Source organism: Qipengyuania sp. NPDC077563, from assembly GCF_044901345.1.
Classification (GTDB): domain Bacteria; phylum Pseudomonadota; class Alphaproteobacteria; order Sphingomonadales; family Sphingomonadaceae; genus Qipengyuania; species Qipengyuania aestuarii.
This window is the reverse complement of record NZ_JBJDPC010000004.1, coordinates 66894-87818: the sequence shown is the minus strand read 5'-3', so window position 1 is coordinate 87818 and position 20925 is coordinate 66894. Positions and strand designations below refer to the sequence as shown.

The 20925-nt window shown below is 63.7% G+C and carries 26 protein-coding genes; 11 read left to right on the top strand and 15 right to left on the bottom strand.

Features of this window, described 5'->3' with window-relative positions; all coding sequences use genetic code 11:
* Positions 1-170: 170 nt before the first annotated feature.
* Positions 171-2846, top strand: a complete 2676-nt coding sequence (gene acnA / locus ACI2I1_RS14790) for an aconitate hydratase AcnA (RefSeq protein WP_404679740.1) — start codon at positions 171-173, stop codon at positions 2844-2846.
* Between the two features lie 63 nt (positions 2847-2909).
* Here the strand turns inward: acnA and ruvB are convergent, their stop codons facing one another.
* On the bottom strand, positions 2910-3938 hold the full coding sequence (gene ruvB, locus ACI2I1_RS14785; RefSeq protein WP_404679739.1) for a Holliday junction branch migration DNA helicase RuvB: 1029 nt from the start codon (positions 3936-3938) through the stop codon (positions 2910-2912).
* The gene (locus ACI2I1_RS14780; RefSeq protein ID WP_404679738.1) at positions 3938-4489 is read right to left on the bottom strand and encodes a DsrE family protein; all 552 of its coding nucleotides are present in this window, start codon (positions 4487-4489) and stop codon (positions 3938-3940) included. Before ACI2I1_RS14780 ends, ruvB begins: the two co-directional genes overlap by 1 nt.
* 125 nt (positions 4490-4614) lie before the next feature.
* On the opposite strand from ACI2I1_RS14780, the gene ACI2I1_RS14775 reads away from it, so the two are divergent.
* Positions 4615-4995 carry a GIY-YIG nuclease family protein gene (locus ACI2I1_RS14775; protein WP_404679851.1) on the top strand — a complete coding sequence of 127 codons (381 nt, stop codon included), beginning with the start codon at positions 4615-4617 and terminating at the stop codon, positions 4993-4995.
* Between the two features lie 97 nt (positions 4996-5092).
* Here the strand turns inward: ACI2I1_RS14775 and ruvA are convergent, their stop codons facing one another.
* The gene (gene ruvA, locus ACI2I1_RS14770) at positions 5093-5701 is read right to left on the bottom strand and encodes a Holliday junction branch migration protein RuvA (protein ID WP_224812361.1); all 609 of its coding nucleotides are present in this window, start codon (positions 5699-5701) and stop codon (positions 5093-5095) included.
* Between the two features lie 476 nt (positions 5702-6177).
* On the opposite strand from ruvA, the gene aroC reads away from it, so the two are divergent.
* Together aroC and ACI2I1_RS14760 are read left to right on the top strand one after the other, a co-directional pair.
* Positions 6178-7260, top strand: a complete 1083-nt coding sequence (gene aroC / locus ACI2I1_RS14765) for a chorismate synthase (protein WP_404679850.1) — start codon at positions 6178-6180, stop codon at positions 7258-7260.
* Between the two features lie 110 nt (positions 7261-7370).
* Entirely contained in the window at positions 7371-8012 is a 642-nt protein-coding gene (locus tag ACI2I1_RS14760) for a hypothetical protein (protein ID WP_404679737.1), read from the top strand.
* Between the two features lie 10 nt (positions 8013-8022).
* Here the strand turns inward: ACI2I1_RS14760 and yihA are convergent, their stop codons facing one another.
* From yihA to rpmH, 5 genes are all read right to left on the bottom strand, one after another.
* Positions 8023-8718 carry a ribosome biogenesis GTP-binding protein YihA/YsxC gene (gene yihA, locus ACI2I1_RS14755; protein WP_404679736.1) on the bottom strand — a complete coding sequence of 232 codons (696 nt, stop codon included), beginning with the start codon at positions 8716-8718 and terminating at the stop codon, positions 8023-8025.
* Complete coding sequence (gene yidC, locus ACI2I1_RS14750; RefSeq protein ID WP_404679735.1) at positions 8718-10472, bottom strand: membrane protein insertase YidC; 1755 nt, start codon at positions 10470-10472, stop codon at positions 8718-8720. Before yidC ends, yihA begins: the two co-directional genes overlap by 1 nt.
* Positions 10473-10552: 80 nt before the next feature.
* Entirely contained in the window at positions 10553-10762 is a 210-nt protein-coding gene (gene yidD, locus ACI2I1_RS14745) for a membrane protein insertion efficiency factor YidD (RefSeq protein WP_221543345.1), read from the bottom strand.
* Positions 10759-11142, bottom strand: coding sequence for a ribonuclease P protein component (gene rnpA / locus ACI2I1_RS14740; RefSeq protein WP_404679734.1), 384 nt, complete (start codon positions 11140-11142; stop codon positions 10759-10761). Before rnpA ends, yidD begins: the two co-directional genes overlap by 4 nt.
* A gap of 91 nt (positions 11143-11233) precedes the next feature.
* A complete protein-coding gene (gene rpmH, locus ACI2I1_RS14735) occupies positions 11234-11368 on the bottom strand; it encodes a 50S ribosomal protein L34 (RefSeq protein WP_067468613.1) in 135 nt (44 codons plus the stop codon).
* 216 nt (positions 11369-11584) lie between these two features.
* Here rpmH and ACI2I1_RS14730 point away from each other — a divergent pair, with 216 nt between their 5' ends.
* From ACI2I1_RS14730 to ACI2I1_RS14720, 3 genes are all read left to right on the top strand, one after another.
* The gene (locus ACI2I1_RS14730) at positions 11585-13093 is read left to right on the top strand and encodes a YifB family Mg chelatase-like AAA ATPase (RefSeq protein ID WP_404679733.1); all 1509 of its coding nucleotides are present in this window, start codon (positions 11585-11587) and stop codon (positions 13091-13093) included.
* Positions 13094-13325: 232 nt separating this feature from the next.
* Positions 13326-13625 carry a hypothetical protein gene (locus ACI2I1_RS14725; protein ID WP_404679732.1) on the top strand — a complete coding sequence of 100 codons (300 nt, stop codon included), beginning with the start codon at positions 13326-13328 and terminating at the stop codon, positions 13623-13625.
* A 79-nt stretch (positions 13626-13704) separates the two neighbouring features.
* On the top strand, positions 13705-13959 hold the full coding sequence (locus ACI2I1_RS14720) for a hypothetical protein (RefSeq protein WP_404679731.1): 255 nt from the start codon (positions 13705-13707) through the stop codon (positions 13957-13959).
* Positions 13960-14023: 64 nt separating this feature from the next.
* On the opposite strand, the gene ACI2I1_RS14715 is transcribed toward ACI2I1_RS14720, so the two are convergent.
* On the bottom strand, positions 14024-14482 hold the full coding sequence (locus ACI2I1_RS14715; protein WP_404679730.1) for a hypothetical protein: 459 nt from the start codon (positions 14480-14482) through the stop codon (positions 14024-14026).
* A 116-nt stretch (positions 14483-14598) separates the two neighbouring features.
* Between ACI2I1_RS14715 and ACI2I1_RS14710 the strand changes: the two genes are divergently transcribed.
* A complete protein-coding gene (locus ACI2I1_RS14710) occupies positions 14599-15027 on the top strand; it encodes a MarR family winged helix-turn-helix transcriptional regulator (protein ID WP_404679729.1) in 429 nt (142 codons plus the stop codon).
* Positions 15028-15097: 70 nt separating this feature from the next.
* Here ACI2I1_RS14710 and ACI2I1_RS14705 read toward each other — a convergent pair whose 3' ends face one another.
* From ACI2I1_RS14705 to ACI2I1_RS14695, 3 genes are all read right to left on the bottom strand, one after another.
* Positions 15098-15448, bottom strand: a complete 351-nt coding sequence (locus ACI2I1_RS14705; protein WP_224812369.1) for a hypothetical protein — start codon at positions 15446-15448, stop codon at positions 15098-15100.
* 142 nt (positions 15449-15590) lie between these two features.
* Positions 15591-15935 (bottom strand): hypothetical protein, encoded by a 345-nt coding sequence (locus ACI2I1_RS14700; protein ID WP_404679728.1) that lies wholly within the window; start codon positions 15933-15935, stop codon positions 15591-15593.
* 18 nt (positions 15936-15953) lie between these two features.
* On the bottom strand, positions 15954-16508 hold the full coding sequence (locus tag ACI2I1_RS14695; RefSeq protein ID WP_221543404.1) for a helix-turn-helix domain-containing protein: 555 nt from the start codon (positions 16506-16508) through the stop codon (positions 15954-15956).
* Between the two features lie 184 nt (positions 16509-16692).
* Here ACI2I1_RS14695 and ACI2I1_RS14690 point away from each other — a divergent pair, with 184 nt between their 5' ends.
* Positions 16693-17025, top strand: coding sequence for a CC_3452 family protein (locus ACI2I1_RS14690; protein ID WP_404679727.1), 333 nt, complete (start codon positions 16693-16695; stop codon positions 17023-17025).
* A gap of 81 nt (positions 17026-17106) precedes the next feature.
* Here the strand turns inward: ACI2I1_RS14690 and ACI2I1_RS14685 are convergent, their stop codons facing one another.
* The 3 genes from ACI2I1_RS14685 to galE form a co-directional block, all read right to left on the bottom strand.
* Positions 17107-17721, bottom strand: coding sequence for an HAD family hydrolase (locus tag ACI2I1_RS14685; RefSeq protein ID WP_404679726.1), 615 nt, complete (start codon positions 17719-17721; stop codon positions 17107-17109).
* A gap of 95 nt (positions 17722-17816) precedes the next feature.
* Positions 17817-17942 carry a type B 50S ribosomal protein L36 gene (ykgO, locus tag ACI2I1_RS14680; RefSeq protein WP_006833921.1) on the bottom strand — a complete coding sequence of 42 codons (126 nt, stop codon included), beginning with the start codon at positions 17940-17942 and terminating at the stop codon, positions 17817-17819.
* A 90-nt stretch (positions 17943-18032) separates the two neighbouring features.
* A complete protein-coding gene (gene galE / locus ACI2I1_RS14675; protein WP_404679725.1) occupies positions 18033-19046 on the bottom strand; it encodes a UDP-glucose 4-epimerase GalE in 1014 nt (337 codons plus the stop codon).
* A 137-nt stretch (positions 19047-19183) separates the two neighbouring features.
* Between galE and ACI2I1_RS14670 the strand changes: the two genes are divergently transcribed.
* Positions 19184-19789: a DUF4136 domain-containing protein gene (locus tag ACI2I1_RS14670; protein ID WP_404679724.1), complete on the top strand. Its 606-nt coding sequence runs from the start codon at positions 19184-19186 to the stop codon at positions 19787-19789.
* Positions 19786-20925 (top strand): M14-type cytosolic carboxypeptidase, encoded by a 1140-nt coding sequence (locus ACI2I1_RS14665; protein ID WP_404679723.1) that lies wholly within the window; start codon positions 19786-19788, stop codon positions 20923-20925. The genes ACI2I1_RS14670 and ACI2I1_RS14665 overlap by 4 nt, the downstream gene beginning before the upstream one ends.

Sequence of the window (20925 nt, the reverse complement as noted above, 5' to 3'; positions counted from 1 at the left end):
CCCGTCATTTGCCCTATCAATGAGTTGCGACTGGTTTGGGTTCCCTGCCGGCCCGATGAGCACCGGTGATACCCTTGATTTTTTGCCCGCCACAGCGCACAGGCGCGGCACATTCTGCCGCCTTGCCCATTGGTGGTGTGACGGCTTCAGAAAGAAAGGAATTTGCCCGCATGACCCAGGTCGGCCAGGACAGTCTCGCAACGCGCTCAACTCTCACCGTGAACGGTAAGGACTATGCTTACTATTCCTTCGACAAGGCGGCCGAAAAGATCGGCGACGTGTCGAAGCTGCCGTTCAGCCTGAAGGTCCTGCTGGAAAACATGCTTCGCTTCGAAGACGGTGGCTTCACCGTTTCCACCGACGATGCGCAGGCGATTGCCGACTGGCAGAAGAACCCGGTCACCGGCAAGGAAATCCAGTATCGCCCCGCCCGCGTGCTGCTTCAGGACTTCACCGGTGTGCCCTGCGTGGTCGATCTTGCTGCCATGCGCGATGCCATCGGGAAGCTCGGCGGCGATACTTCGAAGATCAACCCGCAAGTTCCTGTCAACCTGGTCATCGACCACTCGGTCATGGTCGACGAATTCGGTCACCCGAAGGCCTTCGAAAAGAACGTCGAGCTTGAGTACGCCCGCAATGCGGAGCGTTACGACTTCCTGAAATGGGGCTCGAAGAGCTTCGAGAATTTCTCCGCCGTGCCCCCGGGCACCGGCATCTGCCATCAGGTCAATCTGGAATACATCGGCAAGGGTGTGTGGAACAGCGAAGATCCCGACGGCAATGCGATCGCCTATCCCGATACCTGCGTCGGCACTGACAGCCACACCACCATGATCAACGGCCTGGGCGTATTGGGCTGGGGCGTCGGCGGTATCGAAGCCGAAGCCGCCATGCTCGGCCAGCCGATCTCCATGCTCATCCCCGAAGTCGTCGGCTTCAAGCTGACCGGCGCGATGGCCGAGGGCGTGACAGCAACCGACCTCGTACTGACCTGCGTCCAGATGCTGCGCGAAGTCGGCGTGGTCGGCCGCTTCGTCGAATTCTACGGCGAAGGCGTAGCCAACCTCACCCTCGCCGACCGTGCGACCATCGCCAACATGGCGCCGGAATACGGCGCGACCTGCGGCTTCTTCGGCATTGACGACAAGACGCTCGAATACATGCGCCTCACCGGCCGTGATGAAGAAACCATCGCGCTGGTCGAAGCCTATTCGAAAGAACAGGGCATGTGGTTCACGCCCGAGAACGAGCCGGTCTTCACCAAGACGCTCGATCTCGACCTTTCCAAGGTCGTGCCCAGCCTTGCAGGCCCGAAGCGTCCGCAGGACCGCGTGGCGCTGCCGCAGGTGGACGAACTGTTTAACACCGACCTCAAGTCGATCTACGGCAAGGACCAGCCGCTGCGCGTGGACGTCGAAGACACCCATCACGATGTGGGTGATGGCGACGTCGTGATCGCGGCCATCACCAGCTGCACCAACACGTCCAATCCCGATGTGTTGATCGCTGCCGGTCTCGTCGCCAAGAAGGCGCATGAGAAGGGCCTGAAGCCAAAGCCATGGGTGAAGACCAGCCTCGCTCCCGGATCGCAGGTCGTCACCGACTACCTCGTGAAGTCGGGCCTTCAGGACGATCTCAACGCCATGGGCTTCGACCTTGTCGGTTATGGCTGCACGACCTGCATCGGCAATTCGGGTCCGCTCGCTCCGCCGATCAGCAAGGCCATCAACGGCAATGACATCGTCGCCGCCTCGGTCCTGTCGGGCAACCGCAATTTCGAAGGCCGCGTGTCGCCAGACGTGCGCGCCAACTTCCTCGCCAGCCCGCCGCTCGTGGTCGCCTATTCGATCCTCGGCACGGTGACGAAGGACATCACAGAGACCCCGCTTGGTCAGGACCAGCACGGCAATGACGTCATGCTTGCCGACGTGTGGCCGACGAACGAGGAGATCGCTCAGCATCGCGCCGCCAATATCGACCGGCAGATGTTCGAAAGCCGTTATGGTGACGTCTACAAGGGCGACGAGCATTGGCAGGCGATCAAGGTCGAAGCCTCCGACACCTATCGCTGGAACCCGACCAGCACCTATGTCGCGAGCCCGCCTTTCTTCGAAGGCATGTCGATGGAACCGGCACCGGTCACCGACATCACCGATGCAAAGCCGCTGGCGATCCTCGGCGATTCCACCACGACCGACCACATCAGCCCCGCTGGCTCGATCAAGGAAGACAGCCCGGCAGGCGAATACCTGAAGAACCATCAGGTCTCGAAGGCGGACTTCAACTCCTACGGCTCGCGACGCGGCAACCATGAAGTGATGATGCGCGGCACCTTCGCCAACATCCGCATCAAGAACGAGATGGTCCCGGGCGTCGAAGGCGGCATCACCACCTACAAGGGTGAGCAGATGCCGATCTACGACGCGGCGATGAAGCACAAGGAAGACGGCACCCCGCTGGTGGTCGTTGCGGGCAAGGAATACGGCACCGGCTCCAGCCGCGACTGGGCGGCCAAGGGCACGATCCTGCTGGGCGTGCGAGCGGTCATCGTCGAAAGCTACGAGCGTATTCACCGTTCGAACCTCATCGGCATGGGCGTGCTCCCGCTGCAGTTCAAGGATGGCGACACCCGCCAGAGCCTGGGCTTGGGCGCGGACGACACCTTCACGATCAAGGGCCTCGCCGACCTGACCCCGGGCCAGGACGTCGAAGTCGAAGTGACGCATGAAGACGGCAGCAAGGCCACCTTCACCGCGCTGTGCCGCATCGATACGGCGAACGAGATGGAGTATTACCGCAACGGCGGCATCCTCCACTACGTGTTGCGCAAGCTCGCAGCGGCCTGAGGCCAGGCGACACCAGTTCGAAGGGGGCGGTTCCGCAAGGAGCCGCCCCTTTTCACTGGCGCGCTATTTGTTGAACATGTCGCCCTGCGGCTTGCTGGGCGGTGCGAGGCCGAGGTGATCCCAGCCCCCATCGTTGAGCATGCGTCCCCGCGCCGTGCGGGCGATGAGGCCGAGCTGGATCAGATAGGGCTCGATCACCTCCTCCACCGTATCGCGCGGCTCGGACAGCCCGGCAGCAAGCGTTTCCACACCCACCGGCCCGCCCTTGTATGGCGTCGCGATCATGGTGAGATAGCGCCGGTCCATCGCATCGAGACCGAGGCTGTCGACTTCGAGCCGGGTCAGCGCTTCGTCGGCGACCCGCGTCGTGACCACCGGCTCGCCCAGCACGCTGGCGAAATCGCGCACGCGGCGCATCAGGCGGCCTGCCACGCGGGGTGTGCCGCGCGAGCGGCGGGCAATCTCGCGCGCGCCGCCTTCGTCGATCCCCATGCCCAGCAGCCCCGCTCCGCGGGTGACGACCTTGAGCAGCTCGTCCTCGGTGTAGAAGTTGAGTCGCACCGGAATGCCGAACCGGTCACGCAGTGGCGTGGTGAGCAGCCCCTGCCGCGTGGTCGCACCGACCAGCGTAAAGGGCGGCAAATCGATCCGCACGCTGCGCGCCGAGGGCCCTTCGCCGATGATGATATCGAGCGCGCGGTCCTCCATCGCCGGATAGAGCACTTCCTCGACCACCGGATTGAGCCGGTGGATCTCGTCGATGAAGAGCACGTCGTTGGGCTCGAGATTGGTGAGCAGCGCGGCCAGATCGCCCGCCTTGGCGATCACCGGCCCGCTGGTGGCGCGGAAGCCCACGCCCAGTTCGTTGGAGACGATCTGCGCCAGCGTGGTCTTGCCGAGGCCGGGAGGGCCGAAGAACAGCACGTGATCCATCGCCTCGCCGCGCCCCTTGGCGGCTTCGACGAAGACGCGCAGGTTCTCGCGCGCGGCCTTCTGGCCGACGAACTCCGCCAGGCTCTTGGGCCGCAGCGCCGCATCCGGATCTTCGGGCTGGCGGCCGGGCGAATGGAGGGGGATGTTCACATCGGTCATCAGAACGGGTTCACCGTATAGCCCGCCTGCTGGAGCCGGGCGTGGGCAGTCATGGCGGAGAGGTCCATCTCAACGCCCTCGATCAGCTGGTCGGGAGTGACACCCTGCGCGGCGGCGCTCTGGCCGCAGACGATGAACCGTACCCCGTGATCGAGCATGGCGCGGACCATCGGGCCCGAGGGATTGTCCAGCGATCCCTCCGCAGTAGCCAGCTGGCGCGCCGACCACCCGCCGTCGTTCAGCAGGTCGAGCACGGCAGGCCCGTGCACCACCACGGCCACGCGGATGTTCTCTTCCGGCACGCCGGCAGCGACATGCATGTTGATGAACCGCGCCGCGCTTTCGAAGCCGCGGTTGCGCGCGCCGTCTTCGGCAGCCTTCGCGACATCGAAGCTGTGCGCGAATGCCGTGTCGGCAGCGAAGGGTTCCACCCCCGCCACCGAGGCATGCGGGCCGAAGCCCTCGAACACCGGACCGGTCTGCCAGTCCGCCTCCTGCCCAAAGGCGGGGCAGGCTAGCAACAGCGCAGCCAAGGAGAGGCATCGGATCATCGTATCATTCCTCATAGCGCGACCGTCCGGCTTGCCTGCCATTTGCAGTCGCTTCGCACGCCAAGCCCGGGACTTGCGAAGCGATGCTCCGGGCGGGTGAGTGGGCCCATCACCTCTCTACCGTCATGCTGAACTTGTTTCAGCATCCATTGCGCGGCAATCACCGGCGCATGCCGACCGAGCGCAACCCTTGCGTCTACATCCTTGCCAGCAAGCCGCGAGGCACGCTTTATATCGGCGTCACAGCCGACCTGATCCGGCGCCTGCACCAGCATCGTGATGGCATCACCGGCGGTTTTACCGCGCGCTACAAGGTCTACCGTCTCGTCCGCTTCGAGATGTTCAGCAGCATGGAGCAGGCCATCCTGCGAGAGAAGCAGCTGAAGAACTGGCATCGTCAATGGAAGGTCAACCTTATCGAGCGGGACAATCCGCATTGGGATGACCTGGCGGTGCCACTGGGCTTTGCGCCGGTTGTGTCGCCCTTGCGGACAGATGGATCCTGAAACGAGTTCAGGATGACGGCCGGTGTAGGGCCTGGTCCCCCGTTCCAAGTCCTGCGCCCCCGCCGCGCCGGTCGGCCGTGTCCGCATGCTCATGCCATCACCCCGCCGCCCTCTTCAGCGCGACGCGGATCAGGTCGCCCTCGGCCGCGCCTTCGCCCAGTTCGCTTTGTGCTGCTGCCACCGCGCGCGCGGCGACGGCAGGTTTGAAGCCCAGGTTTTCGAGCGCGCTTACCGCATCGGCGCTGGCCCCGCCTGCGGGCATGGCGACGCCCGCGCCGCCCGCCATGCCTCCCCCGCCCGGCAGCGCACCGGCCTTGTCCTTCAGTTCATTGACGATGCGGCTGGCCAGTTTCGGCCCGACGCCCTGCGCGCGCGCGACGGTGGCGGCATCGCCATTGGAGCAGGCCTGCTGCACCTCCGCGGTCGAAAGCGCCGAGAGGATCGCCAGCGCGACCTTGCTGCCCACGCCCTGAACCTGCGTGAGCAGGCGGAACCAGTCGCGCTCCGCACCGTCGGCAAAGCCGAGCAGGCGCATGTCGTTCTCCGAAACCTGTAGATCGGTATAGACGGTGCAGGCTTCGCCCTTTTCGCCCAGCTGGCTGAGCGTGCGGGCCGAGCAATGGACGAGATAGCCGACGCCCGAGACATCGATCACCGCCCAGTCCACGCCGGTTTCATCAAGCAGGCCTTTGAGCTTCGCAATCATGGTGTTTCTCTCTGCGCTATCGCTTCGCTGCTTGAGCGCGGGTTTCTCTCTGCGCCATCGCTGCGTGGGCGCGTTTTGTTCCTGCCGCAGTCCGCGCCGCGGGTCCACCCTCTCGCGCCGTTTCTCCCGCGATTCGCGCGGCAGGATGGAGCAGGTGGAGCACGGTCCAGGGCAAAAAGCCGCGATCCGTCACCCTGGCTGGCGAAACTGTCACCCTTGCGCGCCGATCCGTCACCTTTCGCCCCCGCCCTGTCACCTTCCCGCGCCAGACTGTCACCCTTGCCCCGCCGATCTGTCACTTTCCGCAAGGCAAGCTGTCACCCCCGCGCCCTGCATGCTGTCACCCTTTGCGTCTCGAAGTGTCACCCCGCCCGCCCCTTTCAGACTGCCGCCATCCCGCACCAATACCAATTCAGCAGGGCTGTAGGAAAGGCATGCTTGCTCGACAGGCGGCTGATGCGCGATATGACGGCACCATGAGCTGGAACACATTCGGACGGACCCTGCGCTTCACCACCTGGGGCGAAAGCCACGGCCCCGCCATCGGCGCGGTGGTCGACGGGTGCCCGCCGGGCATTGCGCTGACCGAAACCGACATCCAGCCTTTCCTCGATGCGCGCAAACCGGGGCAGAACAAGTTCACGACCCAGCGCAAGGAACCCGATGCCGTACGCATCCTGTCAGGCGTGTTCGAAGCACCCGACGGGCAGCAGCGCACCACCGGCACGCCGATCAGCCTGCTGATCGAGAATACCGACCAGCGATCGAAGGATTATTCGGAGATCGCCAACACCTATCGTCCCGGCCATGCCGATTATGCCTATGACGCGAAATACGGCTTTCGCGATTATCGCGGCGGCGGGCGCAGCAGCGCGCGCGAAACCGCCATGCGCGTGGCGGCCGGCGCGGTGGCGCGGCGGATCGTGGGCGAGGTCGACATCCTCGCTTATGTCTCCGAAATCGGCGGCGACCGGATCGATCCGGCCAATTTCGACCGCGACCAGATCTCCGGCAACCCCTTCTGGTGCCCCGATGCCGAGGCCGCGAAGCGCTGGGAAGCGTTGGTGGACGATGCGCGCAAGGCGGGATCCTCGCTCGGCGCGGTGGTCGAATGCGTGGCAAGCGGTGTGCCCGCCGGATGGGGCGCTCCGCTCTATGCCAAGCTCGACAGCGATCTGGCGGCCGGCATGATGAGCATCAATGCGGTCAAGGGCGTGGAGATCGGCGACGGTTTCGATGCCGCGCGCCTCACCGGCGAACAGAATGCCGACGCCATGACGCCGGGCGAAGACGGGCCGCACTTTGCCGCCAATCACGCGGGCGGGATCGCGGGCGGCATATCCACCGGCCAGCCGGTGGTCTGCCGCGTGGCCTTCAAGCCGACCAGTTCGATCCTGACGCCGGTGCCCAGCATCGACCGGCAGGGCGCCGCCACGCAAGTGCGGACCAAGGGCCGCCACGATCCCTGCGTGGGCATTCGCGGCACGCCCGTGGTCGAAGCGATGATGGCGCTGGTGCTGGCCGATCACAAGCTGCTGCACCGCGCGCAATGCGGATAGATGGGCGGGTGAAGAGCGGGTAAAGTGCGGCTGAGCGGCAGGCGTTAGCTTACACTTGGCCAACCGCCGCGTTCAGCCAGCGCAAAGCCTTGCGTGGTAGGATGCCTTCCATGAAAATCCTTCCTGCCCTTGCCATCAGCCTTGCCGCCGCAGCCACCGCCATCGGTGCCGGACCGCCTGCCCATCAGTGGGAAATCGGGCCGATCATTCGCGGCAAGAGCTATTCGGTGAACATGCCGCTGCGCCCGCAGCCCACTTCGCAGGGCTGGAGCTTCGAATTCCCGTCGAACAGCAAGCGCGATGGCCATGTCCATTATGTGAGCTTCGATCCCGGATCGCTGGATGGCGCACGCGAGATAAGGGTGCGCTACCGGGTCGATGCCCGGCGCGGCACCCGGTTCGTGCCGCAGCAATTTCCGGACCGGCCAGCGACGGTTTCGCTTTATTTCCAGCGCGCTGGCGACAATTGGACCGCGAAGGGACGCTATGCGATGTATCGCTGGTACGCACCCTCGCCCACCGTCCAGAACATCGCGCCGGGCGTGCATGAAATGACCGTCAGGCTCGACGATCCTCGTTGGGGCGCGGTGGTTGGCGGGATCAAGGCCAACGACAGGCCACGCGAATTCCGCGACGCCTTGGCCAACGCCGACAAGATCGGCCTGGTCTTCGGTTCGACCGGCGGGCGCGGACACGGCGTCTATGCGACGGGCCCGGCGCGCTTCGAACTGCTGGATTTCAGGATCAGGTAGGCGTTAGCCGTCAGACGCCGGTATCGCGCAGCACGGCGGCGCGCAGTTCGGGAATGCCCATGCCCTTTTCGGCCGAGGTCACGTGGATCTCGGGGAAGGCGGCGACATGCTTCTTCGCTTCGGCCTCGACCGCGGCGACGGTCTTGGCGAGTTCGCTCGCCTTGATCTTGTCCGCCTTGGTCAGCACGATCCGGTAGCCCACGGCCGCTTCATCGAGCATCTTCATCATGTCGCGATCGACATCCTTCAGCCCGTGGCGGCTGTCGACCAGCACCAGATTGCGCACCAGCACCTGCCGACCCCTCAGATAGGTCTTCACCAGGCCCTTCCACTTCTCGACCACTTTGACCGGCGCTTTGGCAAAACCATAGCCGGGCATGTCGACGAGGCGGAACAGCGTAGGCGCGCCGACTTCGAAGAAGTTGAGTTCCTGCGTGCGGCCCGGCGTGACCGAGGCCCGCGCGATCGCCTTGCGCCCGGTCAGCGCGTTGAGCAGCGAGCTCTTGCCGACGTTCGACCGGCCCGCGAAGGCAATCTCGGGCACGGTCGGTTCGGGCAGGAACTTGAGCTGCGGCGCCGAGAGGAGGAAGTCCACCCGGCCCGAGAACAGCTTGTTCGCCCGCCGTTCGAGCGCGGCCTGTTCAGCCTGCTCTGCCTTGTCCCGCTCGGCCTGTTGCTGGTCGGGCTGGTGTTCGTGGTCGGTCATCAGCCTTTCGCCTTGGCGGCAGCAGCGGCCTTCTCGGCCTTCTCCTGCTCCGCCGCGGCGCGCAGCTGCGGATGCTTGGAGTAGAGATATTTCTGCTGGGCGAGCGTCAGCACGTTGGAGGTGACCCAGTAAAGCAGCAGGCCGGCGGCGAACGGCGCCATGATGAACATCAGAATCCAGGGCATGATGTTGAAGACCTGCGCCTGGACCGGATCGGTCTGCGGGTTGAGCCTGAAGGTCAGCCACATGGTGAAGCCGAGCAGCAGCGCCAGGATGCCGATGGCCAGGAAGCTGGGCGGCGTGAACGGAAGCAGGCCGAAGGCGTTGAGGATGGTCGCCGGATCGGGCGCGGAGAGATCCTTGATCCAGAGGAATTCACGGTGGCGCATCTCGATCGCGAGCACCAGCACCTTGTAGAGCGCGAAGAAGATCGGGATCTGCAGCAGCATCGGCAGACAGCCGGAAAGCGGATTGACGCCTTCCTGCTTGAACAGCTTCTGCATTTCCTGCTGCTGCTTGACGCGGTCGTCCTTGTGGCGTTCCTGCAGCGCCTTCATCTTGGGCTGGATGGCCTTCATCGAAGCCATCGAGGCGAAGCCCTTCTGCGCGATCGGGAACATCAGGCCGCGCACCAGCAGGGTGAGGATCATGATCGCCACGCCGAAATTGCCGACGATTTCGAAGATATGGGTGAGCAGCCACAGGAACGGCTTTTCGAACCAGCGGAACCAGCCCCAGCTGATCGCCAGGCCGAACTGCGGGATGCCCGCGTCCTGATAGGCATCTAGCACGCCGCTTTCCTTGGCCCCGGCGAACAGGCGCGAGGTGGTGGTATAGGCGCGGCCGGCGGGCACGGTCACCGGATCGTAGATCATGTCGGCGCGGTAGGTATTGCCGCCGAGCGAACGGAAAGTGGCTTCGGGCGCGGCACCGGCATCGGGGACCATCGCCGCGAGCCAGTAGATATCGGTGAAACCGACCCAGTTGGTCGTGCCTTCGGGGCTGACCCGGCCGGCCTCTTCGACGTCGTCGTAATCGTAGTCGTAATTGGCGCTGCCGCTGAAGGTGCCGATCGGGCCCGAATGGGCGATCCACAGGCTTTCGCTGGCGGTATCGCTGGTGCGGCCGACCAGGCCATAGGGCTGGACCACCACGGGCGCGCCGCTGCGGTTGGCCACGCGCTGGTCGACGGTGATCATGTAATTGTCGTCGATCGAGTAGACGAGCTGCAGTTCCACCCCGTCGCCGGTCTGATGCGTCAGCGTGACCGGATTGTCCTGCGACAACACGCCGCCATCGGCGGTCCACAGCGCATCGTCGGAGACCTTCTGGCCGTTCACGAGGAAGCCGAACTGCGAATATTGCTGCGCCGGTGTGCCGCGCGGCGAGAACAGGCGCACCGGGCCGCTCTCGTCATCGGTGCTGGCGTCGTAATCCTTGAGCACGATGTCGTCGACCATGGCGCCCTGAAGCGCGATCGAACCGGCCACGCGGTCCGAATCGATCTTCACCCGCTCGGGCGTGGCGAGCGCGGTCTCGAGATCGGCCTCTTCCTGCGCGATGGCCGCGGGATCGGTCAGCCCCCCAGTGCGGGTGTGCTTGACCGCCGCCTGCTCTGCCGGAGTATCGACCTTCTCCGCCGTCACCGGAACTTCGTCCGGCTGGGGGTAGAAGTGATCCATCGCCCACTGCCAGCCGATCAGCACGGCCAGCGAGAGAGTGAGCACAAGCACGAAATTGCGTGAATTTTCCAAGGTCGATCCCGTTGGCAGTTGTATTCGTCAGATGGGCAGGGTGTATTGCTACGTCAAGACAGCGGCCCCGGCTTTGTACTTCAGGGCACCGGATCGTGGCCGCAGCCCCCCCAGGGTTGGCAGCGCAATAGCCGCTTGAAGGCCAGCCATCCACCCCTGATTGCCCCGTATTTCTGCAGCGCCTCGATTGCGTACTGGCTGCACGAGGGGGAAAAGCGGCAGGTGGGCGGCAAAATCTTGCTCGGCCCCAATTGCCACGCGCGGGCGATCCAGATCAGCGGATACTTCACGCCCGCCGCGATCGCTTTTGGCGCGGGCCCCGCCCCCGGTCGCCCTTGCCCTCGGCAGCGCGCGAGAGGGCGGCGTCCAGCTCCTCCGCCAACCGGGCGAAATCGCGCTCCACCCCGCCTTCGCGGCCGATCAGCACGTGATCGTGATCGGGCAGCCCGCCGCCGGGCAGCGCGGCCCACAGCAATTCGCGAAAGCGGCGCTTCATCCGGTTGCGCACCACCGCATTGCCGATCTTCTTGGTCACGGTGATCCCGTAGCGCCTGCCCTGCCCGTCGTTCGGGCGGGTAAGCAGGACGAATCCGGGCCGGGCATTCCTCAGGCCGCGATTGGCGGCGAGGAAATCGCTCCGCTTGCGGATGACGGACAGACTCGGGTGCATGGATGTCAGATACGCGAACGGGCCCCCCGAAGGGAGCCCGCAGGTTCGCTCAGCCTGGCAGGCCACGCACGAGGCGCGGCCGGTCAGTCACTTAGGCGCAGAGGTTCTTGCGGCCGCGCGAACGGCGGGCACGGAGAACCTTGCGGCCGCCCGGAGTAGCCTTGCGGGCGAAGAAACCGTGGCGACGGGCGCGCACGAGGTTCGAGGGCTGGAAAGTCCGCTTCATCGGATGATCCTTCGTTAAATCACATAGACGCCGGGCGAATCGCTCCGACAGAAAAAGGGCCGCCGCAAGGGCGACCGCTCTTGTGGAGGGGCGCTTAAGGAAATGGGGGCCGAAGGTCAAGCCTCTTGCCGCTTTACGCCGCATCGGATGCGCTCGCCACTCGACAAGCTGCCTGCCGCTTGCCAGACACGCACCATACGAGGGGGTATCAGACACGTGGTCGCACTGGTCCGGACGGTGGCCTATCTGGGGCTGGAAGCGCGCGCCGTCGAGGTGCAATGCTCCCTGGCGCCCGGCCTGCCCAATTTCAACATCGTCGGCCTGGCCGACAAGGCCGTGGGCGAAAGCAAGGAACGCGTGCGCGCCGCGCTGTCTTCCATGGGGCTGGCGCTGCCGCCCAAGCGAATCACCATCAACCTCTCGCCGGCCGATCTGCCCAAGGAAGGATCACATTACGATCTCCCCATCGCGCTGGCCGTGCTGGCCGCGATGGGCATTACCGATGGCGAGCAGCTGGCCGACTGGATCGTGGTGGGCGAACTGGCATTGGATGCGCGGGTCCAACCCTCGCCCGGGGTCCTGCTCGCAGCGCTCCATGCGAGCGAGGCGGAAAAGGGCCTGATCTGCCCCGCCGCCCAAGGGTCCGAGGCGAAATGGGCGAGCGACGTGCCCGTCCTCGCCGCGCCCGATCTGGCCAGCCTGCTCAACCATCTCAATGGCACCGCCCAGCTGCCCCAACCCGAGCAGGGCCTGGTCGAGGAGCCCGGCAAGGCGCCCGACCTGAAACAGGTGAAGGGGCAGGAAACCGCCAAGCGCGCGCTGGAAATCGCGGCGGCCGGCGGTCACAATTTGCTGATGATCGGCCCGCCGGGCTCGGGCAAGTCGCTGCTCGCCAGCTGCCTGCCCGGCATCCTGCCGCCGCTGTACCCGCCCGAGGCGCTGGAGGTGAGCATGGTGCAATCGGTCGCTGGCCTGCTCGAAGACGGGCGGATCAGCCGCGCCCGCCCGTTTCGCGCGCCGCATCATTCGGCCAGCATGGCGGCGTTGACCGGCGGCGGGCTGAAAGTGAAGCCGGGCGAGGTCAGCCTGGCGCACCTGGGCGTCCTGTTCCTCGACGAACTGCCCGAATTCCAGCGCGCCGTACTCGATTCGCTACGCCAGCCGCTGGAGACGAACACGGTCGATGTCGCGCGGGCCAACGCGCATGTGACCTTCCCCGCCAATGTCCAGCTCGTCGCGGCGATGAACCCGTGCCGCTGCGGCCATCTGAGCGATCCCGCGCTGGCCTGCAGCCGCGCGCCCCGATGCGCTGCCGATTATCAGAGCAAGGTATCCGGTCCTCTGCTCGACCGGATCGACCTCCACGTCGATGTCGATGCGGTAAGCGCTGCAGATCTGGCCCTGCCCCCGCCCGCCGAAGGCAGCGCCGAAGTCGCCGCCCGCGTCTCCCGCGCCCGCGCGGTCCAGACCGCCCGCGCCCAGACCAGCGGCGCGCGCACCAATGCCGAATTGCAGGGCGACGCGCTGGAGGAATTCGCTGGCCCTGACGACAAGGGCCGCGAACTGCTCATGCAGGCTGCCACCGCCATGCGACTATCGGCGCGCGGCTATACCCGCATGCTGAGAGTGGCCCGCACGATCGCCGATCTGGCAGGCGCGGAAACGGTGAGCCGCATCCATGTAGCCGAAGCGCTGAGTTATCGCAGGCAACCGCCGCGGGCGTGAGGCAGATAGAAATGCATCGACAGCAAGACGACACAAAAATTTGCGTAAATTTTTCGAAGCCTGATTGTAAGTATTTTCCTTTAGTTCGAATCTAGTAGTGAATAGATATTTTGCTTCGGATCATTAATTCCTTTTCCTGGGTGAAATGCAGCTTTTATAAATCTATTTGCGCTATAACGATATTTGTGTGACTTTTCATTCCTAGAATCATCTAGTTTGAGGAGAATGCTTAATGAAAAAGTCTTTTTTCTTTATAGCTGCTGGCTTTGCTTTCGCGCTTTCTGCCCCGTCTTCAGCTACCAACGCGGAATACGCACAATGCCAAGCGAGTGCGCGCGAATATGCGAAACTTTTTGGTCCGCTCGGATCTGTTGCGTATTCTGATGCATTTGGCCTCTTCGTCGAGCGTTATTGTGAGGGCATACCCCATGGCGGGAATGGAGCCGGTGGCGGTGGCGCCGGCGGTGGAGGCATTGACTTCCCAGACATTTGTAATCTTCATCCCACAGCTTGTGTTCCTTCGAGCGACTGATTGAGCGGTTTTTTGAGGTGGGGCGGACCTTTCCGCCCCATTTTTTTCGGGCGCAGGAGACGGTGGCGGTTCCACGCTGATGATTACGGGTACCGCGGATACGGTGGAACCGTTCGCCCTCGACCCGCAAAGCCACGTCACCTATTTCGAGTGTCTGCCGGCGGGCGAGCGGACGCTTCTCGTCGTCGACGGCGCGTCGCATAATTCGTCTATGGCGGACAGCCCCATTACGATGAGGCGGTGGACCTTCTCATCGCCTTCCTGCGCGCCGAGCTACTTGACGATGCAGCCGCGGCAAAACGGTTTGGCAGTGCGCAAACGGGCAGCGGAATAACGGTCCGCCGTTGACCAGTGCAGAACACCGCCCGGGGTAGCACCTCCTGTGGCGCGGGCCGCCCTCACCGTTGCGCGCTTCGAGGACGAACCCTCAGCCTGCCAGTCATTCTCAGCCCGTCTCGCATGTTGAGGCCAAGAAGCACCAGGTTTGCCGCGCCCGCTACCAGCTCGATCGCCTGCACCCCGTAGAACGCAGCATCGAATTCCCCGGCACCAGCCTTCCATGCGAGGAACAAGGCTGAGGGGACCAGAATGAGTAATCCGTTGCCTGCGATCACAGGCATGCGCTTCAGCTTGGGAGCGGCCAGCCCTTTGGCCCGCCCTCCGGTCAGTGAAAACCCGGTTCCGCCTACAGCTGCAAGAGCGGGTATCAATAGCAGGAAACCCCACGGAATTGCTGTTTTGACGGCCACCACCGCCTCCGTCGAGCCGGACAGTTCGCTGATGAGTGTCGAGAGCCAGAAGCTTGCGATCGTCAGCAGCGCGATTGCGCCCGCAATGGGATGAACCAGCTTTTTCATGTCCACATGTCCTTCATTGCGGTAGTGTCGCTATGAAGCATATTTGACATGATGATGTCAATATAAATGGAAGGTGTCATATGCCCACTGAATATCCGCGATCGAAAGCAGAAACGTTGACTGACGTTATCCTTGCCATGTTTCGGGCCAACAACGCGACGCTCGCCTGGGGCGACCGGATCGTTTCGCCGCTCGGCCTGACCAGTGCGCGGTGGCAGATTCTCGGGGCGATCGTACAGGCCGATCGGGCGCAGCCCGTGGCATGGCTGGCCCGGGATCTGGGGGCGAACCGCCAGAATGTTCAGCGGATCGTGAACGACTTGGAGAAGGACGGACTGGTTTCGTTCGAGCCAAACCCGCATCACAAGCGGGCTCAACTCGTTGTTCTGACGTCCAAGGGACAGGAGACATACGATGCCGCAATCGGTCTCTATGGTCCGCGCTTGGAAGCATTGGCGCAGGATTTCGCTGTCGAGGACCTTCAGGCGACACGACGTGTGCTGACCGCGCTACGGACGAAACTCGAAACTTCGGCGGCAGACTGACGCTGTTTTACGCCCCAGTCATATTCGAAGCCTGGCCGACTGGGGTGTCAGCGGATAATTCGTGTTGGCCTCAGCCCTCTTCACCCAAATCCAGGTTGAGCTTCACCGTCTCGTGCTCGTGGTCGCCTTCGAACTTGGCTAGGAAATCGGCGATGGGCATCGCCTGGTTGGGCATTTCCTGGGTGGTCGGTGCCGGTGCCATGGACACTCCGCCGTCTGCAGGCGTCGTCTTCACATGGAGATAGGGGACCCAGACTTCGCCGTAATCGGCCTGCTGGTACCAGACGTCGAGCACGTCGTAGCTCGCCCAGGTGCCGTCGGGTTCCTTCAGGCGAAGACCTTCGCCGATGCGTGGCACGGTCAGCGACTTGATACGGAATTGCGTCTGGTGCGTTTCGTTCTGAACTTCGATTTCGATCACGTTTTTATCCGGCTCAAGCAGGCATGTGCCCCGATTCTCGACAGGGTATGGCAGCAAGGTGTTTCGATGTTTTTAACGATGACGTCACACCGTCAGAGCCGGATTTGACGTCACTTTTTCAAGAATGCGTTAACCATCGGCCTTAAGGACGGGAATCGCCGTCTGCCGGGCCCGCGGCCTGCGCCGCATCGGCATAGGGCGTATTCTTTAGCAGATGGCGATTGTAATCGGGCGCGCCGTCGGACCACCAGACGGGCCCCCTTTCGCCCAGTTCCACCTTGGCCGCATGCACCTTGCCGCGCGCCAGCTTCTCCGCCGCAGGGTCGTTTACGCGCCTCGCCGCCGCGACGGCGCGGCGCGCATCCATGAGCCGCTTCACGAGCGATTCGCGCTGGCCTTCGGAAAGCGCCGGATTGCTGGTGCGCCACAGCCGTCCGCGCACGATGATGTAACGGCCGTCGGGGGTGGTTTCCGGCGTGCCGGTCACGGGCAGATCAGGGGCCGCTCAGGCCGCATCACGCCTTTTGCGAAGCGTCTCGATGTCGACCACTGCGCCGCGGTCCAGCCCCGGCCCGGGCGTCGAGGTAGTGCCATCGGCACGAAGGCCGAGGTTGGCCCGCTCCACCAGATGGAGGTCCTGCGGGCCGAGAATGCGGCCATCGTGGCTGAGGATCGAGGTCGGACCGATCGGCAGCCGGTCGCGCTCGTCGACCAGCACGGGATTTTCTACCACCTGCTCACCGTATTTCTGACCCCATTGCCGCAGCGCGATCATCGCGGGGAGGAGGTCCAGCCCCTTTTCAGTCAGCCGATATTCGATCTTGCGGCGATCGTCGGGGCACGGATCCCGTTTCAGGATGCCATGCTCGACCAGCTTGGCGAGCCGGTTGGACAGGATATTGCGGGCGATCCCCAGCTCGCTGAGGAATTCCTCGAAATGGTGGAGGCCGTTGAAGCTGGCGCGCAGGATCATGAAGCTCCAGCGTTCGCCCATGACTTCGAGCGCCTGCGGCAAACCGCATTCGGTCAGCTCGCGCAAGGGTTCGCGGATGTCGGGCATAAATTAAGTCCTTCTTGAGAAACCTATCTACCCGAAAACGGCGTGTTGCCAAATGCTTTGCGAAGTTAGTTGCGAATCACAACTGATCGAAATAGGGCGCGTTGCCACCCGTTGCGATTAGCAACCTTTATTCCAGCGTCGCTCGACGCTGCGCATATTCGACCAAGCGAAAGGCTTCTGCATCATGATTATTTCCCGCTCCATCCAACCCGGCGCCTTCATGGCCGCTGCCCTGTGCGCAGCAGGCGCGCTGGGTGCGATCGGCACTGCAGCCCCCGCCCAGGCCCGCGACGGTGCCTATTATCAGGTGCAGCTGGCCGCGCCCGCAGAAAAGGAAACGGTCATAGCGGGCGGCGTGGCCTGGACCTGCAAGGGCACGAGCTGCGTGGCAGCCAAGGGCACTTCGCGCCCCGCACGCATGTGCCGCGAGCTGAAGCGCGACCTGGGCGAAATCGTTGCCTTCACCACCGAAGGCGAGGCTCTGGATGCGGACAAGCTGAGCCGCTGCAACCGCTGATTTTCCCGAAATCCCGCCTCCCACTCCATCGGGGGAGGCACCGGCCCCGGTTTCCGGACCGGGGCCTTTTTTGCGTCGGCGCTAGACCAGGCCCCGGTCGACGAGATCTGCCTCCAGTTCGTCGGCACCGGTGAAGTGGTGCACCTGCCATCCGCAATTCGCGGCCGATTCGATATTGGCCGCATTGTCGTCGATGAAGAGCATGCGCTCGGGTGCATGGCCGAAGCGCTCTGCCGATAGCGCGAAAATCGCCGGGTCCGGCTTGGCGATCCGCTCGACGCCCGAGACCACGATTTCCCCGAACCGGTCGAAAATCCTGTGCCGAGGGCGGAAGCCGGCCCAGAATTCCGCGGCGAAATTGGTAATCGCGAACAGCGGTACATTACGCGCATGCAGCCGATCCACCAATTCGTGGCTGCCTTCTACGGGCCCCGGAATGGTTTCGTTGAAGCGCGTGGCATAGGCGCGGATTTCGGCCGTGTAATCGGGGAAGAGCGCGATCCGCTCCAGCACCATTTCGGACAGCGGCCGGCCGGCATCATGAAGAAAATGCCATTCCTCGGTCACGACTTCGCCCAGAATGGTTTCAAGCCGCTCGGAATCGCTCGTCATCTTTTCGTAGAGATGGCGCATGTCCCAGTGATAGAGCACCCGCCCTACATCGAAGACCACCGCATCGACCGGATCGTGCCGCATGCCTTTATCCTTCCCAAATGCGTTCGGCCCGCACTCCCATCGGGAGCCGGGCCGATCGTTAGACAATTGCGGGACAGGTCCCGCGAAGCCGAAGCTTAGCCCTGGCGAGCCTTGAAGCGACGGTTGGTCTTGTTAATGACATAGGTGCGGCCGCGACGACGGATCACGCGGCAATCACGGTGACGGCTCTTGAGCGACTTGAGGCTGTTGCGGATCTTCATCGGTTCTCTCTGATCAAATAAATACGCACCGGAAGTAGGGTCCGGTGCGCCGAATTCAAGCGCGCCCGATAGCCACGCGGGTGATTCTGGTCAAGCACTTCCCCGAATTTCGGACAGCCGGCGCTCCCATTGCAGGGCATGTTCGATGATCGTGCCAAGATCGTCATGCTGCGGCCGCCACGGCAGGGTGGCGCGGATGCGGCCCGGATCGGAAACCAGTTCGGCCGGGTCGCCCGCCCGGCGCGGCTCCATCCGCCGCTCGATCGTGGCATTGGTCACGCGGTCCACCGCGTTGAGTACTTCGAGGACAGAGAAGCCCCTGCCATAGCCGCAGTTCATGGTGAGCGAACGCTGCGGCTGCTCGATCAGCGCTTCCAGCGCCAGCACATGCGCATTCGCCAGATCGCTGACGTGGATATAGTCGCGCACACCGGTCCCGTCGGGCGTGTCGTAATCGGTGCCGAAGACGGCCACGCTGTCGCGCTTGCCGGTTGCCGCCTCGCAGGCGACCTTGATCAGGTGGGTGGCCCCGGCGGTCGATTGCCCGCTGCGCGCTTCGGGGTCGGCGCCGGCAACGTTGAAATAACGCAAGGCGCAGAAGTTGAAGCCGTGCGCTGCTGCGGCATCGGCCAGCATCTGCTCGGTCATCAGCTTAGACCATCCGTAGGGATTGATCGGGCTCTTGGGCGAATCCTCGGCCACCGGCGAAGTTTCGGGCACGCCGTAGGTTGCTGCCGTGGAAGAGAAGATGAAATGATCGACACCGCCCGCGACAGCAGCCTCGATCAGCGCACGGCTCTTCACCGTATTGTTCTCGTAATAGCGGAGCGGCTGCTCCACCGATTCGGGCACGATGATCGATCCGGCAAAATGCATGATCGCTTTCGTGCCCTGCTCGGCGAATATGCGCGCCAGCAATTCGGCATCAGCGATATCGCCGCGGTAAAGCGGTACGCCGTCGGGAATGGCAAATTCGAACCCGGTCGACAGATTGTCGATAACGGCCACCTCCCAGCCTGCGTCTTTCAGCGCCAGCACCGCATGGCTGCCGATATACCCTGCCCCTCCGGTGACCAGCACCGGCACTTTTCTCGCATCGCTCATGGGGCGCTGGACTAGCATACCATTTGGTAAGGGCAATCGACTAAGGGGCTGTGCGGATGGAGGCAGGAGCATCGGGGCTGCTGGGGCGTTACCTCCCTGACACCCCCCCCGTTCTGCCCCGCCTGAAAGGTCGTATCATGAAGAACACAGCCCTCCTGCTTGCCGGTTTCGCCGCCCTATCGCTTTCCGCCTGCGCCACTGCGCCCGGCCCGGTCGAAGTAACCCGTTTCGTTGCGCCCGAACGCGCTGCGGCGCTGGGCCAGGGAACCATCTTCATCGAAAGCGCTCCCGGCCAGGATGCCGACAGCCTTGCACTAATGCCGTATAAATCGGCGATCGCCGCTGAATTGCGATCGCTCGGCTATTCCGAAAGCGCGCGTGCCAGCGCCGGACAGGTGGCCTCGGTTTCGGTCGATCGTTATGTGATGACCGCCGAAGGGCGCCGTTCCCCGGTCAGTGTCGGAGTTGGCGGAAGCACCGGCTCCTACGGCTCGGGCGTGGGGCTCGGCCTCGGCATCAATCTGGGTGGCGGGGCGCGCGACAAGGTCGGCACCGAAGTGGCAGTCACTATCCGCGATGCGGCAAGCGGCGAGGCCCTGTGGGAGGGCCGCGCCGAATTCCGTGTGGCGGACAATTCACCCCTTGCGCAAAGCAAGGCCAACGCACAGACACTCGCCGCCGCGCTGTTCAGAGAATTTCCCGGCAATAATGGCGAGACAATTAAAGTAGAGGTTTCCGAGTGAGCGATATCCGGATCGATTCCGCGTTTGACAGTGGTAATATCGACGTCCTTTCGGTGGACGGCGCAACCGCGCGGCTGGCCATTCCGCTGGATACGAACAGCGAATTCAAGCAGTGGTTCAACTTCCGCGTCTCCGGCGCGAAGGGGCGCGAACTGGTGCTCAAGATCACCCAGCTTTCCGACAGCGCCTATCCCGACGGCTGGCCCGATTACGATGCCTGCGTGTCGGAAGATCGCGATTACTGGGGCCGCGCCGCATCCTCCTATGACAAGGACGAAGAAGGCGGCACGCTGACCATCCGCTATACGCCCGCCAGCGACATCGCCTATTTCGCCTATTTCGCGCCCTATTCGATGGAACGGCATTTCGATCTCGTCGCCGAAGCGGCAGCCTCGGAAGGCGTGGACCACGTGCATCTCGGCACCACGCTCGACGGGCAGCCGCTCGACTGCCTCGAAATGGGCGACGGCAGCTTCAACGTGTGGCTCTATGCCCGTCAGCATCCCGGTGAAACGCAAGCCGAATGGTGGATGGAAGGCGCGCTCGAAGTGCTGACCGATCCCGCCGACAGCGTCGGGCGCCGCCTGCGCCAGAAATGTCGTCTGCACATCGTGCCGAACTGCAATCCCGACGGTTCAAAGCGCGGCAATCTGCGCGTGAACGCGGCGGGCGCCAATCTCAACCGCGAATGGGAAAACCCCAGCGCCGAACGCAGCCCCGAAGTGCTGGCGATCCGCAACCACATGGACAAGACCGGCGTCGACTTCGCGATGGACGTCCATGCCGATGAGGCCATTCCCGTGAGCTTCCTGGCTGGTTTCGAAGGCATCCCGTCTTGGACCGACGAGCAGGGTGAACGCTATTACAGCTTCGAACGCATCCTCAATCGCCGGACCACCGATTTCCAGACCGAACTAGGCTATGTGAAGTCTTCCCCGGGCAAGGCCAATCTGTCGATGAGCACCAATCAGGTGGCAGAGCGGTTCGGCGCGACCTCGATGACGCTCGAAATGCCCTATAAGGACAACAAGGCCGATCCCGAGCCGGAACAGGGCTGGAGCCCCGAGCGCTGCAAGATGCTGGCGCGCGACTGTCTGGCATCGCTGGTCGAATGGCTGGAAAACGAAGGCGTCTGA